At 53.4% G+C, this 17,500-nt stretch carries 17 protein-coding genes and 1 rRNA gene (1 of these 18 cut by a window edge); 8 read left to right on the plus strand and 10 right to left on the minus strand.

Annotation, left to right across the window (positions count from 1 at the left end):
• Positions 1–1,163, plus strand: a 1,163-nt coding sequence (locus JMJ16_RS40745; protein WP_236601915.1) for a tetratricopeptide repeat protein, incomplete at its 5' end; no start/stop codon positions are given.
• Positions 1,164–1,173: 10 nt separating this feature from the next.
• On the opposite strand, the gene JMJ16_RS40750 is transcribed toward JMJ16_RS40745, so the two are convergent.
• Positions 1,174–1,536 carry an STAS domain-containing protein gene (locus tag JMJ16_RS40750; protein WP_201390860.1) on the minus strand — a complete coding sequence of 121 codons (363 nt, stop codon included), beginning with the start codon at positions 1,534–1,536 and terminating at the stop codon, positions 1,174–1,176.
• Positions 1,537–1,726: 190 nt separating this feature from the next.
• Here JMJ16_RS40750 and JMJ16_RS40755 point away from each other — a divergent pair, with 190 nt between their 5' ends.
• The 6 genes from JMJ16_RS40755 to JMJ16_RS40780 all read left to right on the plus strand — a co-directional run bounded on the left by JMJ16_RS40755 (position 1,727) and on the right by JMJ16_RS40780 (position 7,368).
• Positions 1,727–3,397, plus strand: a complete 1,671-nt coding sequence (locus JMJ16_RS40755) for a SpoIIE family protein phosphatase (protein ID WP_201390862.1) — start codon at positions 1,727–1,729, stop codon at positions 3,395–3,397.
• Complete coding sequence (locus JMJ16_RS40760) at positions 3,378–3,749, plus strand: STAS domain-containing protein (protein WP_201390864.1); 372 nt, start codon at positions 3,378–3,380, stop codon at positions 3,747–3,749. The genes JMJ16_RS40755 and JMJ16_RS40760 overlap by 20 nt, the downstream gene beginning before the upstream one ends.
• 54 nt (positions 3,750–3,803) lie before the next feature.
• On the plus strand, positions 3,804–4,214 hold the full coding sequence (locus tag JMJ16_RS40765; RefSeq protein ID WP_201375611.1) for an STAS domain-containing protein: 411 nt from the start codon (positions 3,804–3,806) through the stop codon (positions 4,212–4,214).
• Entirely contained in the window at positions 4,211–4,957 is a 747-nt protein-coding gene (locus tag JMJ16_RS40770) for a hypothetical protein (protein WP_201390866.1), read from the plus strand. The genes JMJ16_RS40765 and JMJ16_RS40770 overlap by 4 nt, the downstream gene beginning before the upstream one ends.
• Before the next feature lie 50 nt (positions 4,958–5,007).
• Positions 5,008–6,447 (plus strand): NAD(P)/FAD-dependent oxidoreductase, encoded by a 1,440-nt coding sequence (locus JMJ16_RS40775; protein WP_201390868.1) that lies wholly within the window; start codon positions 5,008–5,010, stop codon positions 6,445–6,447.
• 294 nt (positions 6,448–6,741) lie between these two features.
• Complete coding sequence (locus JMJ16_RS40780; RefSeq protein WP_201390870.1) at positions 6,742–7,368, plus strand: hypothetical protein; 627 nt, start codon at positions 6,742–6,744, stop codon at positions 7,366–7,368.
• 54 nt (positions 7,369–7,422) lie between these two features.
• Here JMJ16_RS40780 and JMJ16_RS40785 read toward each other — a convergent pair whose 3' ends face one another.
• The 4 genes from JMJ16_RS40785 to msrB form a co-directional block, all read right to left on the minus strand.
• Complete coding sequence (locus JMJ16_RS40785; protein WP_201390872.1) at positions 7,423–7,881, minus strand: MarR family winged helix-turn-helix transcriptional regulator; 459 nt, start codon at positions 7,879–7,881, stop codon at positions 7,423–7,425.
• A gap of 60 nt (positions 7,882–7,941) precedes the next feature.
• The gene (locus JMJ16_RS40790) at positions 7,942–9,597 is read right to left on the minus strand and encodes an FAD-binding dehydrogenase (protein WP_201390874.1); all 1,656 of its coding nucleotides are present in this window, start codon (positions 9,595–9,597) and stop codon (positions 7,942–7,944) included.
• Between the two features lie 238 nt (positions 9,598–9,835).
• Positions 9,836–10,042 carry a molybdopterin-binding protein gene (locus JMJ16_RS40795; RefSeq protein WP_201390876.1) on the minus strand — a complete coding sequence of 69 codons (207 nt, stop codon included), beginning with the start codon at positions 10,040–10,042 and terminating at the stop codon, positions 9,836–9,838.
• Positions 10,043–10,087: 45 nt separating this feature from the next.
• Positions 10,088–10,498, minus strand: a complete 411-nt coding sequence (gene msrB / locus JMJ16_RS40800; protein WP_201390878.1) for a peptide-methionine (R)-S-oxide reductase MsrB — start codon at positions 10,496–10,498, stop codon at positions 10,088–10,090.
• 657 nt (positions 10,499–11,155) lie between these two features.
• On the opposite strand from msrB, the gene JMJ16_RS40805 reads away from it, so the two are divergent.
• A complete protein-coding gene (locus JMJ16_RS40805) occupies positions 11,156–11,320 on the plus strand; it encodes a hypothetical protein (RefSeq protein WP_007919565.1) in 165 nt (54 codons plus the stop codon).
• A 137-nt stretch (positions 11,321–11,457) separates the two neighbouring features.
• On the opposite strand, the gene JMJ16_RS40810 is transcribed toward JMJ16_RS40805, so the two are convergent.
• The 5 genes from JMJ16_RS40810 to JMJ16_RS40830 form a co-directional block, all read right to left on the minus strand.
• Positions 11,458–11,970 carry a hypothetical protein gene (locus tag JMJ16_RS40810; protein ID WP_201390880.1) on the minus strand — a complete coding sequence of 171 codons (513 nt, stop codon included), beginning with the start codon at positions 11,968–11,970 and terminating at the stop codon, positions 11,458–11,460.
• Positions 11,971–11,976: 6 nt separating this feature from the next.
• Positions 11,977–12,387: a hypothetical protein gene (locus tag JMJ16_RS40815; RefSeq protein ID WP_201390882.1), complete on the minus strand. Its 411-nt coding sequence runs from the start codon at positions 12,385–12,387 to the stop codon at positions 11,977–11,979.
• A 197-nt stretch (positions 12,388–12,584) separates the two neighbouring features.
• Positions 12,585–15,152 carry a LuxR C-terminal-related transcriptional regulator gene (locus JMJ16_RS40820; protein ID WP_201390884.1) on the minus strand — a complete coding sequence of 856 codons (2,568 nt, stop codon included), beginning with the start codon at positions 15,150–15,152 and terminating at the stop codon, positions 12,585–12,587.
• Between the two features lie 161 nt (positions 15,153–15,313).
• Positions 15,314–15,952, minus strand: coding sequence for a GNAT family acetyltransferase (locus JMJ16_RS40825; protein ID WP_201390885.1), 639 nt, complete (start codon positions 15,950–15,952; stop codon positions 15,314–15,316).
• Between the two features lie 39 nt (positions 15,953–15,991).
• Positions 15,992–17,500: ribosomal RNA gene (locus JMJ16_RS40830) — 23S ribosomal RNA — on the minus strand; it runs 1,460 nt beyond the window's last position.

Raw genomic sequence — 17,500 nt, forward strand, 5'->3', positions numbered from 1 at the left:
TCAGCGGTCGCAGCGAGGAAGAGACGGTGAATGGTTTGGAAGAACTGATCAGCATGGGTTTGGTTAAAGAGATGGGCAATCTGCCCACATCTTACCACTACCCTTTAAGCAACGAATCCACGCTCATCTACGACTTCTGTCATGAAAAAATGCGCAGCCTGGTGTACGACGAGATCACTCTGGCTCGCCGCCGCCTGCTTCACCGTCGCACCGCAGAGACACTGGTGGCGCGTATGCGTGGACAACGTGAGCTCGGGATACTCGCGGGCCAGATCGCTTTGCACTATCAGGCAGCCAACCAGCGAGCCCTGGCCGCCACCTATTTTTGTCAGGCTGGCGAGTATGCGCGTTCTCTCTACAGACACACGGAGGCCCTGGCCCATTTTCACACCGCCTTGGCGCTGGGCCATCCCACAAGCTCCGAACTGCTTGAAACCATTGCTGGCCTGTATACCTTCCTGGGGGAATATGAAACAGCCCTCAAAAGTTATCGGGCTGCCAAAGCTCTGAGTGCCACGCCACGCGCTATTCTGGAACAGAAACAAGGCAAGATCTATGAGCGTCGGGGGAATTGGCAACTTGCGGAAGAACACTTTGCCCTCGCCCTTCACTTACTCCAAACACAGGCTGGATCAGAGGAGGAGCAGGCACGAGTATGCGCCGATTGGAGTCTCTCTGCCCACCATCATGGACATATCCAGCAGGCACACGATCTGGCACAGCAAGCACTCGACCTGGCAGAACAGGCCAACGATACTCATGCACTGGCCCAGGCACACAATATGTTGGGTATTCTTGCCAATAGCCAGGGAGAGATGACCACAGCATATTTTCATCTGGAACGCAGCCTGGCCCTGGCGGAAAATCTGCAAGACGCCAGCATTCAGGCCGCCGCCCTGAATAATCTGGCCCTGGCTTATCGAGCCAGCGGGGAGATTGTACGCGCCATTGCGCTCACGGAAACGGCCCTGGCACTCTGTCGTTCCCAGGGTGATCGCCACCGCGAAGCTGCCCTGCATAGCAACCTGTCTGACCTCCTGCACGAAGCCGAGCGCACCGATGAGGCGATGAGCCAGCTTAAGCTTGCCGCCCGCATCTACACCGAAATCGACGGAGAAGCAGGCGCGATGCAGCCAGAGATCTGGAAATTGGTCGAGTGGTAGCCACCCAAATCTATGATCGAGATGGAGGGATACTATTCAATGCCTGTGCCTCATCAGAGAAGATGAGCATAAAATCGGCCAGGCGTGTAATGCGAAAAATCTCCACAAAATGCTCACTCAGACCGTACACCATCAAGGGGCATCTGGCTTTAAGAGCGCGTTTGAGCATCCCAACGATCAGCGCGATTCCAACACTGTTCATATAATTTACCTGACTGAAATTCAGCAAGATGGTTTCAGGGTGCCCGCTGACAGCTTCCGTATAAGCACTATCCAGCGCATCTGCCGCGAAATTGTTGATTTCACCCTGTAAATCGATAATCGCAACCCGCGTCCGGTGCCGAATATGGGCCTCGAAACTAGCCGTTGCCATGACAAATAGTCCTCTCTTGTAGTAGAGCGCTGCTGAAAAGCTCTCTCTCGTTTTTGATTATAATTCCTGGCCGTCCTAAAAACGTTACGAGAAAGGTGCGAGAACATTCCTCTTTACCGTAACGTTTAGAGGACATGCAGACTCTATACTACGAAGGAAAGATACATCGTAGAGAATATTGGAGTTCGAGATGGCAACATTTTTCCAATACATTCGCCAGAGAATGCTTTTCCGGCGAAGCACCCAAAAAAAGCAAGCTCTCCCGACGCCTGTATTACCCGCAACTCAGCGCGTTGTTTCGCAGGCGGTGAACATCGCGCCCAACGACGCGCTTGTTGCCTATTTCCTGAGCTCGCCTAGCGCAATTGAGGTCGAGAAACTGCATCTCGATTCGCCAATTCTGCGCGAACTCAAAGAAGCAGGAGTCAAGCTGACAATGCCACTGGTGAGCCAGGGTGAGTTGGTTGGGCTGATCAATCTAAGAGAACGTTTGAGTGAGCAAGACTACTCCAGTTATGACAAAGGACTGCTGAACTCGCTGGCAACCCAGGCCGCGCCCGCTCTCCGTGTCGCCCAGATGGTTCTGGATCAACAGGCACAAGCCCGCGAACGCGAACGCATTGAGCAGGAATTGCGAGTGGCGCGCATCATTCAACAAACACTGCTACCTAAAGAACTGCCCGATCTGCCCAACTGGCAAGTGACTGCCTATTATCAGCCAGCGCGCGCGGTTGGCGGCGACTTCTATGACTTTATCCCTTATGAAGATGGCCGGCTGGGGATTGTCGTTGGCGATGTGACTGATAAGGGCATTCCTGCCGCCCTGGTTATGGCGACCACCCGCAGTATCCTGCGTTCCTCGGCCCAGGAAGATCTCTCTCCCGGCGCCGTTCTGGAACGCGCCAACGATTTGCTCTTTCCCGATATTCCAGAGAGAATGTTTGTCACGTGTTTCTATGCCATTCTCGATCCTCAGAGTGGATTCCTGCGCTATGCCAATGCTGGGCATGACCTGCCTTATCGCTGGCATGAGGGCGAGGTAGGCGAGCTACGCGCCACAGGTATGCCCCTGGGATTGATGCCTGGCATGTTCTATGAAGAGAAAGAAGTCACCCTGGCACCTGGCGAAAGCATGCTACTCTATAGCGATGGCCTGGTTGAGGCGCACAATTCTACTCGCGACATGTTTGGCTTTCCGCGCTTGATTACATTGCTTGGCGCATACCAGGACAAAAACTCTCCTATCGATTACTTGCGCGCAGAGCTCAGCACCTTTACTGGAGCAGACTGGGAACAGGAGGATGATATCACCCTGGTGACCTTACAACACGTCCCAGTGCAGAACCTCCAGGAAACAACCGAGATTCTGAGGAAGCCCGAAATCCATGAAGGGTCCATCGAAAGCGGAGATGACTGGCAACCCCTAGAAACATGGTCTATCCCCAGCGCAATGGGCAATGAACGGATCGCAATCTCATATATAACCCAGCGTGTTCAGCCCTTTCATCTGCCAGAACGTCGTCTGGAGCAGCTCAAAACAGCGGTGGCAGAGGCCACCATGAACGCTATGGAACATGGAAACCACTACCACCCGGAGTGCCCTGTCATCCTCCAACTCCTCTCGTCAGAGCAGGCCATCGCGGTACGGATCAGCGATCAAGGTGGTTACCAGCCCACTCAGGCTCCGGAAACGCCTGATATCGAGGCCAAGCTAGCTGAATTACAATCGCCCCGTGGTTGGGGCCTGTTCTTGATCCAGAATATGGTCGATGAGATGCGCATTCTCAACGACGAACATACCCATACCATAGAACTTGTGATGTCCTTGGAAGGAGGCCCCCATGCCCCTCAAAGTGCTTAAAGCCGCGGTCCGCCACCAACCAAGCGTCTCTATTGTGGACCTGCATGGCGAGATCAACGCCCAGGCTGAAAGTGTGTTGAACAACGCTTATGCCGAAGCCGAGGCATATGGCTTAGAGATCATTCTGCTCAACTTTCACGGTGTGAACTATATCAACAGCACCGGTATCGCGCTGATTGTCAGTCTGCTCGCCCGCGCCCGCAAACAGCACCGTCGCCTGCTCGCCTGTGGCCTGAGCGAACATTATGTGGAAATATTCCAGGTCACCCGCCTGGCCGATTTCTTACACATCTTCCCCGATGAGGCAAGCGCTCTCACACAAGACATGAGTAAATCCAGCCAATCTATGTAAAAACAGTGTCGTTTTTGTTACGTTATGTAGCAGTTGCAGGAGGCAGAGAAAAGCATGCCAGAAGCCAAAGTAACTATGCAAGCACGCACGGTCAACGGGATTGCCGGCATCATCGATATCCAGGGCGAACTCAATGCGTTTGCGGAAGGTATATTGATGGAGATGTACAACACTATCAACACACCAAATATCCACGCGATTATTCTCAATTTTAGCGAAATGGAGTATATGAATAGTAGTGGCATTGGTCTGATCGTCACGCTGCTGATTCGCGCAAATCGCCAGAAACAGCGACTCTTCGGGTATGGGTTAAGCGAACACTATCAGAACATTTTTCAATTGACCCGTCTTAACGATTCTATCCAGCTTTATGCGAACGAAAACGAGGCCATCAAAGCGCTCCGTTCCGCTGTAACCGTGACGGAGAATCGGCCACGCTTCTTTAAAAGGAGAGAGACCCGATGACAACCCCACAACCGCCTGCGAAAGGGGGCCAGCCCCGCAATACGGCAAGCTGGGCACCACAACATACACACACGCTACGGATACAAAATGCCCCGAGCGGAGCGCTGAACCTCAACGTCGATGGTCGACAAATCACCGGGCCACTCCAGGGCTTTGGCTCGATGTGGCAGAAAACCTACCGTGTCACCTTAACAGGCACAAAGGTAGAACCAGAGGCCGTCATTGCTGTCTGGAAAGAACACTTCGCCGAATTCTGGCCCGCGAATTCGCGCTTCTTTGGCCCACTGACAGGGATTGCACCGGGTGAAGTAGCACTCCTCAACCTGGCAGTGGGCGGGATGCCACTCTCAACTGGCGTGCTGGTGTTGTATGCTGATGATGAGAGCTTTACCCTGATGACACCTCAAGGCCATATGTTCGCTGGCTGGATTACCTTTAGCGCGTATAAAGAGAAAGGAGAGACCCTCGTCCAGGCTCAGGTCTTAATGCGCGCCAGCGATCCCATTTATGAACTAGGACTGCGTTTCGGCGGACATAAGCAGGAGGATATCTTCTGGGAGCATACGCTAGGAAAGCTGGCGAAGCACTTCCAGATGGAAGCGCCTGTGCAAACGGAAACCATCTGCGTTGATAAAAAATGGAGCTGGTCACAAGCCAAAAACATCTGGCATAATTCGGCCATTCGCACACAAGTTCACCTGCTGACCCATCCAGCGCTCTGGTTTCGGCGACACGCGAAATAATTGTAAGCGGGCGAGAGTGCGGCGCACTTTCGCCTGGAAAGACTCTTTTTATGATTACAAAACCATCATATGACGCGCTTATCATCGGCTCAGGACCCAACGGCCTCGCAGCCGCCATTACCATTGCGCGCACAGGTCGCTCGGTCCTCGTGCTTGAGGCCAAAGAACAGATCGGCGGCGGCGCCCGGTCAGCCGAACTCACCCTGCCAGGCTTTACCCACGATGTGTGCTCGGCGATCCACCCCATGGGGCTGGCCTCGCCATTCTTTCGCACCCTACCACTCGCTCGCTATGGCATCGAGTGGATTCAGCCAGAATTTGCCCTGGCCCACCCGCTCGACCATGGGCAGGCGGCACTGGTGGCCCGTAGCCTGGAGGTGACCGCCGCCAGCCTGGGTGTGGATGCCACAGCGTATACCAAACTAATGCAACCACTTCTCGATAATTGGGAAAGCATCATCAACGCCTTTCTTGGACCATTGCGCCCGCAGACGATGCTGCACCCATTCAAAATAGCGCACTTTGGCCTAGCGGCCTTGCGCTCGGCCAGCGGTCTGACGCAAACTCAATTTAAAGGAGCGGCAGCTCGCGCGATCTTCGCGGGCATGAGCGGCCATTCGATGCTCCCTCTTAATACGCTCTCCAGTGCGGCGGCGGGCCTGATGTTGGGCCTCTTGGCCCACGCGGTGGGCTGGCCTATCCCACGTGGGGGGTCACATAAGATTGTTGATGCGCTCGCGGCCTATCTGCGCGACCTGGGCGGTGAAATTGTCACGGGCATGGAGGTGAAATCACTCGACACGCTCCCCCCGGCGCGCGTCATCCTCTGCGATATCACCCCACGCCAACTTCTGCGCATCGCGGGAAGTCACCTCTCCGGCCTCTATAAACGCCAATTGCAGCATTATCGCTACGGTCCGGGCATCTTCAAGCTCGATCTCGCGCTCGACGGCCCCATTCCCTGGAGTGCTGACGCGTGCAGGAGAGCCGGTACGGTCCATGTCGGTGGCACCTTCAACGAGATTGCCAGGAGCGAGCGCGCGATCTGGCGAGGGGAACATCCTGAGCGTCCATTTGTTCTACTCGCACAACAGAGCCTCTTTGATGAGACTCGTGCCCCCCAGGGCAAACACGCAGTCTGGGCCTATTGCCATGTCCCCAATGGCTCGGATGTTGATATGAGTGAGCGCATCGAGGCACAGATTGAGCGTTTCGCCCCTGGCTTTCGCGACCGCATCCTGGCTCGACACACCACCAATGCCATGGATATGGAACGCTACAACGCCAACTATATTGGTGGGGATATTAACGGCGGTATACAGGATCTCGCGCAGATGTTCACCCGCCCAACCATCTCGCCAACGCCCTACTCCACCCCCGATAAGAGCCTCTATATCTGTTCCTCCTCCACACCGCCAGGAGGGGGTGTCCACGGTATGTGTGGCTACTTTGCCGCTCAGGCGGCCCTGCGTCACCTCAATCAAAACTGAACATTGAGCAACCTGGCACGGGACCTTGAATATTTACAGCCATGTTATGCCGTCAATGCATAGCGCGGCAGTGGAAGACCTAAATACAAAGTTTAAAAATGGGGCAAATTCGGGGTAAGAAAATACGATTTTGAGGCCATTGGGTGCAACGCGAGGTTATGGCCTAGTTTAAATTGGCTTAAGCTAGCTTATAAGGCGATTTCATCGAGCTGGTTCGTTTGGAGCAGTACTCTATGCTAAAGGGAGAAACAATAACATAGAACATGTACTGCCTTCAAAGGAGGTTTCAATCTTATGCTCTCTCCACAAGTGCTCTTCCGTTTGAGTGGATTTGGCCTTATAAGTGCGTCCGGCCTGATTATTCTGGCTCACATCTGTCAGCTCTTGAGTGGGCAGAATGATACACTGGTCCTGGCGGGTGGTCTCCTTCTGCTTGTGGGTGGACTCATAGTCTGTCTGTGCTTGCCCGCACTCTTCCTTCGGCAGTTGTCAGGCATAGGAATGGGGGGGTTGATCGGCTTCATTGGCTTTAGCCTGGGGATGTTCCTTTTGAATATTGACGCCACTATGCTCAACGTTTTTCTGGTTCCCTGGCTGGCAAATATGGATCCCAAGCTAGCTCAAGGACCTGATGGGTTGGGGGGACTCTTCCTGGTCGGCTCCCTGCTCCAACTGGTGGGAGGCATCATCTTCTGTCTCTCAAGCCTACGCACGGAAATTTTTCCTCGCTGGCCCGTTCTCTTGCTCCTGGCAACGCTTCTCGTTCAAGCCATAGGAGGCACGCTTCAGGAAGCAGGCATTGTAACTCTCATTGCCTCACTTGTCTTTTATTGCGCACTTGTATGGATGAGCATGACGCTCTTAAAGGCACCAGAAGCCTTTTCAGATAGGGAGGCTTCTTTTTCTGAGGCACGTGCCTGAGTGAGTAAAAGCTAACATTGCTGGCGACCGTTTGGCCACCAGCAATGTTAGCTTTTACTCCTTTATCTTCTCCAGGTAAGCCTCGACATTGAGACAGACCGCTTGCAGAGATGCCAGGATTGCCGGTAGGTCCTTGGAGTCTATCACGCCCAGGTGCTCCTGAATGCGTGCATCGTACTGCGTCTGCAAAGTATCCCGCAACTCACGCCCCTGGGGAGTAAGTGTGATCAGGATGACCCGGCGATCCCTGGAGTCCGCCGTACGTGCGACCAGGTGCAGGCGCTCCAGACGGTCTACAATACCCGTCACATTACTCTTGTCCGTAAATAGAACCCGACTCAAGTCTACCATCGAACGGCCCTGCTGCTCATCCAGATGTTGCAGCGTCCAGTACTGACGCGTACTCAGGCCATAGGCTGCGAAGAACTGGCGATCACTATCATCCAAAAGAAAGAATGTTTTGATAAGCAGGTGATAAACACTTTGTTCATTTACTGCCTCCTTGCCAGGCATATGCTATACCTCCAACCGCTCCCTATTTTTGGATCGCTCTTATAACTAAGCTGATATTGTTTACAACACGCTTTGCGCAACTGCCCGGCCTGCGGTTCGGCCAGAGAAGATGCAGCCGCCAAGGAAGGTTCCCTCCAGGGCGCGATAACCATGCACACCGCCTCCGCCAAAACCGGCCACTTCGCCCGCAGCGTAGAGGCCTGGTAGCGGCTCACCATTGGCCTGAAGCACACGACCAGAGAGATCAGTCTCCAGCCCTCCTAGCGTCTTACGCGTGAGAATTGAGAGGCGCACGGCAATCAAGGGGCCAGCCTTGGGGTCAAGGATGCGGTGCGGCTTCGCTACGCGGATAAACTTATCCACAGAATATGCACGCGCGCCACGGATAGCCGTGACCTGCAAGTCCTTGGCGAAGGGATTCGCAATCTGTCGATCACGTTCTTTAATTTCACGTTCCAGCTCTGCCTCATCGATGAGGGTATTGCCAGTCAGCTCATTCATACCTTGTACGAGTTCTGGCAGCGTCGAGCGCACAATGAAATCGACGCCGCGCTTTTTAAAGGCCTCGATTGGTGCGGGTGCTCCAGGTAGAACGCGGCTAAAGACGAGGGGGATACTGCGGCCAGTCAGGTCAGGATTCTGCTCAGAGCCAGAGAGGGCAAACTCGCGCTCAATGATGCGCTGGTTGAGCAGGAACCAGGAGTAATCATATCCACTGGTGGTGATATGTTGCAGAGATCCCAGCGTATCGAAACCGGGGAAGAGTGGCACGGGTAGGCGATGTCCGCGTGCATCTAGCCAGAGCGGAGAGGGTCCACTCAAAATACGAATAGCATGGCGCGTCCAGATCGGCGCATAGTTGATAATACCCTCGGGATAATGCCACATGCGATCAGGGTTGATAATGTGTCCGCCCTGCTGCTCAACTACCTCAAGCATGTGTCCATCCACATGATCGGGTACACCTGAGAGCATATTTTGCGGAGGTGGCCCCATACGCTGCGGCCAGTTGCGTCGTACCAGTTCATGGTTGCCTCCAATGCCTCCCGAGGTGACAATCACCGCCTGCGCGCCGAAATCAAACTGGCCTACCACCTCCCGCGAACTGCGTTCACCCCGTTCGACATTACTGGTCTCAAGCACCTCGCCGTGCACGCCAGTCACCACGCCACCGCTGATAGCAAGCCTGGTAACGCGATGGCGGAAACAGAGGCGTACCAGCCCGCGCTTCTCCCCTTCGCGCACGCGTCGAATAAACGGTTCCAGTACCCCTGGACCAGTACCCCATGTGACATGGAAGCGCGGCACAGAATTGCCATGCCCACCTGCCAGGTAGCCGCCTCGCTCCGCCCATTGGACTATAGGAAAGAGACGTAGTCCCTGAGCATGTAGCCAGGAGTATTTCTCGCCCGCCGCGAAATCAACATAGGCCCTGGCCCACTGCCTGGGCCAGTGGTCCTCCTCGCGGTCAAAGCCCGCGCTCCCCATCCAATCCTGTAGCGCGAGTTCATGAGAATCGTGAATACCCATGCGCCGTTGCTCAGGTGAGTTGACGAAGAACAGGCCACCGAAGGACCAGAAGGCCTGCCCACCAAAGGATGCCTCTGGCTCCTGCTCAAGGATAGTGACGCGTCGGCCCGCGTCGACAAGTTCCGCAGCTGCAACCAGCCCGGCCAGCCCGGCCCCGACGATGATTACATCAGCCTCATTGCTCATTGCTCTTCCCCCGTCTTTGAAATAATATTGTGTAGAGATTGTATATAGATAAAGCTAGGAACGTCAAGTAACTGCCTTCGCGCCTGCGGCGCTCAGGGGTAAGGGTATGTGGATGGACGTGGGATTCGCCACACCCATCCACATATCCTTACTCAAAGACTTGCAAATCAAAAGCAAATGTAGATATCCAGCAAAAAGATGCAGGGGCAAACTGCTCCTGCATCTTTTTGCTGGATATCTACTTCCCGATCATGACTTCAGTGGATTTGATGATGGCGTAGACGGCATCGCCCTGTTGCAGGCTGAGGGCCTGAGCCGCATCGCGAGTGATGATTGAGGTGATGCTCTGGCCGTCTGGCAACTCAATAGTGACCTGGGCCATCAGACCATCTTCCTTGAGCGACTTAACGGTTCCTTTAAGGCGGTTGCGCGCGCTCATCTCCATAACAATTATCCTTCCCTTCGCAAGTATTACTCTACTCGCTGGACCTTACTTCTGGTCTTTGGGCTGAAACTTGAGGGAGACCGAGTTGATACAGTAGCGCTGGCCTGTCGTGTCACGGGGGCCGTCATCGAAGACATGGCCCAGGTGCGAGCCACAGTTCTTGCAGGTGACCTCGACACGGTGCATGCCATGGGAGTTATCCTCGTGGAATTCGACATTGCTCTTGCTCACGGGGTCATCGAAGCTGGGCCAACCACAGCCAGAGTCATACTTGTTATCGGAGTAGAACAGCGGCTCTCCACAGGCGATACACTGATACGTTCCCTCTTTATGATTATAGTAGAGCTCACCAGTGAAGGGTCGCTCTGTACCTTTGAGGCGACAGACCTGATACTGCTCAGGTGTTAGCTTCTCTTTCCAGTAGGATTCGGGCATATTCTTGAGGTCATTGCTCATGCTTTTTGCTCCTTCTGCTTTCTCTTTTCTATGTATATTTTAATTGTATTTTATTCACATCTTCAAAGTTTTTGCTAAAAGGTCATCCCTATCGTTCATAGTGACTTCTCACAACATTCCCTTACCAGCATGTTATTGAATGTTTGCTCGACATAAGGATGACAATGTCATTTGCAGCGTTTTGGCGTTTTCCTACAGTTTGCCGATATTCTTCCTATTTATGTCAACAATGTTTCGAAAGTAAAAATTTCAAACGTCTTTTTGGATAAGACGGCAACAAAGACATACCGCCTCTCGGAAACCTGAGCGCGCCTACTCTGTCTACGATAGAGAAGCTAATTTCTGCATGAAAAGATAGTACTTCCGCACCAGAAAGTCCGGGGAAGTTGAGGATCGAAAAAATACCATATAGAGTCAGTGGCAGAAGCAAAGTTCGAACTATTGCAGACAGATCTTTTCCGAAACCCAACGTCACTCATGTGACTAGCGCTTCCCCCATTCGGGGACACGCGCGCTCAGGGGGTTCGGAGAAGAAGACACCCAGTTCGCAAAATTATAAGAGACACCCAAGAGGCACCCTCTTACCAAATAATTTCGAGAGGGATGGGTCTCGTCGCGGAGTATGTCGTTGCTTGTTTCAAACACAGGAGACTCAAGATGAATCTGGAGCAGATTAAATACCACAGTTGCCCAAACGATGATGAAGATGGCATCCTGCTCGTTGATATCGACGAAGATATGCCCGAGACCGACGAAAACGGCGATCTTCAGTACTATTGCCCTGGCTGCCATAGCACCTTTTCGTCTGACGACGATGACTAAGCGAACGGTCGCGAAAGACGTTCTTTCCTTGTTCCGTCGAAGAAAACTCGTTGACTGCTTTCTTCCGACCGCACTGGAATGCCATGGACCCTACCGGCTCACCCATGGCATTCTCTTTTTTACTCTTGCTTGGCATACTACACGCTGGGAACTACACTCGCGGTGATCCAGGCGGCATCCTCATCCTGTGCACGGTTGAGGTACCAGGCAAGCGCGACCAGCAAAGCCAGCTCAGGTAGGTCGCGAGCAGTTTCCTCTATATACACTCGTTTCCCCCTGACTGTGCGTAGCAATGGCACGCGCTCGCTGGTAAACCAGGTCCACTCGCCACGCCAGAAACCCGTGTTGGCCCAGCGATACTCACCACCTCCTCTAAGAGAACAGGTAGCACTACCACTCATACTCCGCCGTATGCTCGCGATCTCTTCTTGTATAGCAGCGTCACGCACATTGATTGTCTGTCCCAGGGCCTTACGTGTAAAGATCCACTCTCCACTCTCCACTTCGATCAACGCCTCCTGGCCTAGCTTGCCACGCAGCGTAATTCTCATCAGAAGCTCTTCACCAGCCTTTAGCTCGAATGGGTGAGGCTTACTCTTTGCTCGCGTCCAGCTTAATTCTTGCCCGGCATAGGCCTGAATGTTCTGCATAGTTAACTACTCTTTTCTGCGGCTACGAGCCTCCTGGTAGAGCGCCAGAAAGAAGACCAGCAATGGCACGAGCAGCAGCAACGATTGAAGCGTATATCTGCGTACATATCTGCCTTTATGCTCCACCTCAAAGGCGACCTCCTCACGCGCGCTCTTACACCTGACAATAGCGATAGCATAGACCAGCAATGGCACGTAGTTCAACGCCATTCCCAGCAGGTAGCAACCAACAAGGATGGGGTATGCACCACGCGAAAGAAAGAAAAGGATTGAGAACAATCCCAGCGCGCTGGCACCCACGACCGCCAGCGCGAACTCGCCAATAATAAACACTGGCCTATGAAAGACGATATCCAGAGCCACAAGCTTGCGCACATTGATGATGGCATCCTCGCTTCGCGCCGGCACATCTTGCATATACATATAATCCTTTCACACATAACGGCTTCACGTTTATCTGAAAAGAATATACCTTGAGCACGCCTGTCGAGCATCGGTAATATCGCCTATTGGTAATACCTAATTTGGAGGTTATAGACACATAAATGGTGGCACATAAAATGATTTTCATTGACTTAATGCATGAGCTCATGGTTGAGCTATGTCATAATATATCAACAGAGGTGGTGCTCGAGGGCGTAGCGGGCCACGGCGGCGCGCGAATTGAGGGCAAGCTTGTTATAGATAGAGCGGACATGAGCATCAACGGTACGCGGGCTGATGACCAGTTGCGTAGCGATCTGCTTGTTGCTCAGGCCCTGGGACAGGAAGCGCAGCACTTCTAGCTCGCGCTGGCTGAGATCAGTAGAGTGAGTCACTGGAGAATCTTGAGGAATTGGCTGTCCTCTGTGGCGTACAGTGAAGACTTCTGTTAAGGGCAAATTTTGCCCCTCGGCATAAGCCAGTGTGAGGGGTTGCTGATCGCTCTGCTTGCCCAGGCGGGCGATGTGTTCTTTTTCAGGCTGGAAGGCGTCCTGGCCTGGTAAGTCCGGAGCGCGTTGACGCAATCCCTCACACATACCGGCGATGCGCGCCCCCCAGAAGAAGTCGCCCTGTGCTGTCGATAGGCGCACAAGTTCGTCAAGCAGATTAAGCAGGCTACCCAGGTTCTTTTCCAGGGGAAGGAGGTTCAGACAGCGTCGCCAGTAGCGCTCCACCAGAATCTCATCGTTGCGTAAAGTGTAGGTGTAGGCCAGGAGGAAACACGTCTGAGCCAGGTAGCGCTGACTCGCCAGCGCGGTAAAGAATCGCTCACTCTCTTCAAGGGCAATAGCGGCCTGCTCGCTCTGGCCGCGTCGCAGGTGAAGCATAGCCTGGAGGTTCAGGGTACGCCCTATGCCTTCGCGTAAGCCCATGGCCTTGAAAAGCCGCAGACTCTCTTCAGCATATTCGGCGGCTTGCTCCTCTTCATCCTGCATGAGCAAAGATTGCGCCAGCATCGAGAGCGACCAGGACTCTCCCTCGATATTGCTCACCTCTCTAAATAGCCGCAGGCTCTCTTTAAGCGAGAGGATGGCCTGTTCATTCTCGGCGCTATTAAGCTGCAAGCCGCCCAGAGCCATAAGCGAATAGGCCTGACCGTTAAGGTCAAGAGCATCACAATAGCAGGCAATACTCTGCATAAATAAGCTGTGAGCTGTCTTCTTCTCGCCTTTTGTCAGGTGTAAGAGGGCGAGACGATGCAGAGCCAGGCCCTCACCGCGTTTATCTCTCAGGCTTTGAAAGATTTGTAAGCTCTTATTACAGAGTTGTTCGGCCTGGGAAATATCATTTGCGAGCGAGGCCAGCCAGGCGGCGCCAACCAGGGCTTCAGCCAGCATAGGCAGTTCACAAGAGGCAGAGAGCGCGAGCGCGCTGTGCAACCACTGACGTCCCTCGTTGATGTGCCCCCGAATAGACCAAAAACGCACCAACTTGGCGGCAAGGGCAAGAGCACATGAGCCATCGCGTAGCTCTATAAAAAATCGTAGTGCAGCGCGTATATTCTCATGGTCATGTTCAAGGACAGAGAGCCAATGTGCCTGCTCTGGCCCGAGTAAATGCTCCGCAGCACGTTCAACCAACTCTAGATAGTAGCGCGCATGAGCCTCCTGCACTTGCTCAGCTTCATCACAGGCCAGCAACAAATCCAGGGCAAATTCGCGTAAAGTTTCCAACATAAAAAGGCGGGGTTCACCCGCTTCCTGCTCGCGTTGAATGAGAAGGCTCTTATCCAGGAGCGAAGCCGCAAGCGAGAGATCAGGGGCCTCGGGCTCGCTCAGGAGTATATAGAGGCCCTCAATTGCCTCGATAGTACCGCCTGCACAGAAAATGCCCAGGCGACGAAAAAGAGCACGCTCCTCCTCATTCAGGAGTTCGTAGCTCCACTCAATAGTATCGCGCAGGGTGCGCTGGCGTGCGGGAATATTGCGAAGACGAGTAGAGGGAAGTGGCTGGCGCCTCTTCAGGCGCTCCAGAAGGGCGCGTGGGGAGAGCAATTTAGCATGAGCGGCGGCCAGTTCAAGCGCCAGGGGCAGACCATCCAGACGTCTACATAACTCAATGATATCATTCTGGTTCTCGGGTGTGAGAGCGAAATCAAAACGGGCTTCACGAGCGCGCTCACAGAAAAGAGTGACTGCAGGATAGCTCTCCAGTGAGCTTTCCGAAGTCGGTTCTAGTGCATCCGGCAGCGTCAGGGGAGCCACTATATACTCATACTCACCCTGGATATGCAATCGAGCGCGACTGGTGACCAGTAGCTGCAAGTGAGGGCACGAGCGGAGCAGAAGCTCGATCTCAGGCGTAGCTCCTATAACCTGCTCGAAGTTATCGAGCACTAAAAGTATGTGCAGAGGGTGCAAGCGCTCCTGAAGTAATGCTAAAATCGACTGTGATCCATTCTCTTTACGCGATAGAGACTGGAGGATGGCTGGCAACACCAGGTCCACATCATTCACTGCGGCGAGAGAAACAAAGCAAATGCCATGCGTAAATGTGGGCAAGATCTTCTCGGCTATACGAAGAGCCAGGCGTGTCTTGCCTACGCCCCCTGGTCCTGTGAGAGTTAGCAGGCGAATAGTACCGCGCTTGAGGAGTTCGCAACCTGCTTCGATCTCTTCTGTACGCCCTATAAACGAGGTGAGTTGTAGAGGCAGGTTATTGTATGCGCCAGGCAAGGCTATCAACTCATCAGAACCCATATAGCTAGTTGTCTCTCTCATTATACGCAGCCGTAATGCGTTGAACAGAGTCGATATGGTTACTAACCAGGCAGTCACCTGGCACTTCTATTAACATCATATCCTCCTTCCGCCCGGCAATTATCAAAGCACACAAGTATATAGATATCATTTATTAAAGTTTATAACCATTTCTCCATAAAAATCAATTCGTCACGTTGGTATCCATTCTTTTGATAGAATGCCTGAACAGAAGCATTCGTAGGTTCAATTAACAAATTAACCTTAGCACAACCTTTCTCAGCCAACCGACACTCCACCTCCTGCATAAGTCTGGCTCCTACTCTTTGCCCTTGAGCACTCGGCGCTACAGCGAGATGATTGATCCATCCTCTCCGTCCGTCATAGCATCCCATCACCACACCAATAATATCTCTCTCCGAGACCGCAACTAAAAACAAGTCTGCATCCCGTTCGAGTTTCTGCCTGATACCTTCAACATTGTCTGATGAGCTCAATACGAGCCCTGCCTGCTTCCAAAGCGTTACGACTTCGTCATAATCCTCTATTTGAAAGTCTCTTATATGCATACGTTCCTCCCTGCTCTGCTCTTTCTTCATGTTTCTCAATATATTCTCGCCAAAAAATAAAAGAAGAATGGAAACATCAAGATTTTTGTAGATGTTTCCATTCTTCTTTTTGTAACCTGTCCAAAGAAGTACTCCCTCAATTTTGCTGAGCCACGCTGGCCTGCTCCTGCTCCCCGTGCCGCTCGTCCTCTCACTCGTGCTCAGGTCTGATCTCAGACCGCTCTCACTCACACCACAAGGACTCACCACACATTCGCGAAGAAACACTTGGGAAACAAGCCGTACGATCATTAGTACTGCTCCGCTGCACCTGTTACCAGGCGTCCACGCGCAGCCTATCCACCAGGTCTTCTTCCTGGGATCTTGACTCTTCCAAGAGAGTGGGAAAAGTTATCTTCGGGTCGGCTTCGCGCTTAGATGCTTTCAGCGCTTATCCCTTCTTGACGTAGCTACCCAGCTCTGGAGGAGGCCCCCCAACTGGCGCACTAGCGGTCAAGCCATCTCGGTCCTCTCGTACTGAAGATGACTCCCCTCACTTTTCCGACGCCCACGACGGATAGAGACCGAACTGTCTCGCGACGTTCTGAACCCAGCTCGCGTGCCGCTTTCATGGGCGAACAGCCCAACCCTTGGGACCTACTCCAGCCCCAGGATGCGACGAGCCGACATCGAGGTGCCAAACCTTGCCGTCGATGTGAACTCTTGGGCAAGATAAGCCTGTTATCCCCGGGGTAGCTTTTATCCGTTGAGCCACACTCCTTCCACACGGGAATGTGGGATCACTAAGCCCGACTTTCGTCCCTGCTCGGCGTGTCAGCCTCACAGTCAAGCTCCCTTGTGCCTTTACACTCTACAGAGGGTGATGTCCATCCACCCTGAGGGAACCTTTGGGCGCCTCCGTTACTCTTTGGGAGGCGACCGCCCCAGTCAAACTACCCATCTGGCCCTGTTCACGTCCCGGATCACGGTGACGTGTGAGACACAAACCATGGTGAGAGTGGTATTTCACTGCTGCCTCCTGCAAGCCCACAAGCCTGCTCTCTTCGGCTCCCACCTATGCTACGCACACCATACTTCGTTTCCAGGCCAAACTGTAGTAAAGCTCCACGGGGTCTTTTTGTCCTGTCGTGGGTAACCCGTATCTTCACGGGTACTTCAATTTCGCCGAGTCCTCTGTCGAGACAGCGCTCAAGTCGTTACTCCTTTCGTGCGGGTCGGAACTTACCCGACAAGGAATTTCGCTACCTTAGGACCGTTATAGTTACGGCCGCCGTTCACCGGGGCTTAGATTCGTGGCTACGCACACCACTCCTCGTAACCTTCCGGCACTGGGCAGGAGTCAGCCCCTATACTTCCGCTTTCGCGTTCGCAGAGACCTGTGTTTTTGGTAAACAGTCGCTTGAGCCGATTTCTTGCAACCTTCTCACCACCTGTGCAAGCACAAGCAGCTACGCAGGCACCCCTTCTTCCAAAGGTACGGGGTTAATTTGCCGAGTTCCTTAACAGAGGGTCGCTCGATCACCTGGGGAGATTTCCCCCTGCCTACCAGTGTCGGTTTGCGGTACGGGCGGAACAATTTCTGGCGAGAGGCTTTTCTTGACGGCCTGGGGACCAATGACTTCCGCACCCTCGCGGGCGCTCGGCCTCCGTGTTACGCATCTGTGTCCGGGATTTTCCTCGGTCACGCGCTTCAGCAGAGGCACCGATCCTGTCCATTCGATCGGCTCACCTTCCCTACCGCGTCCCCCCATTGCTCATAACGAAATGTTCCGGTGCAGG

This window comes from Ktedonobacter sp. SOSP1-52 (assembly GCF_016587395.1).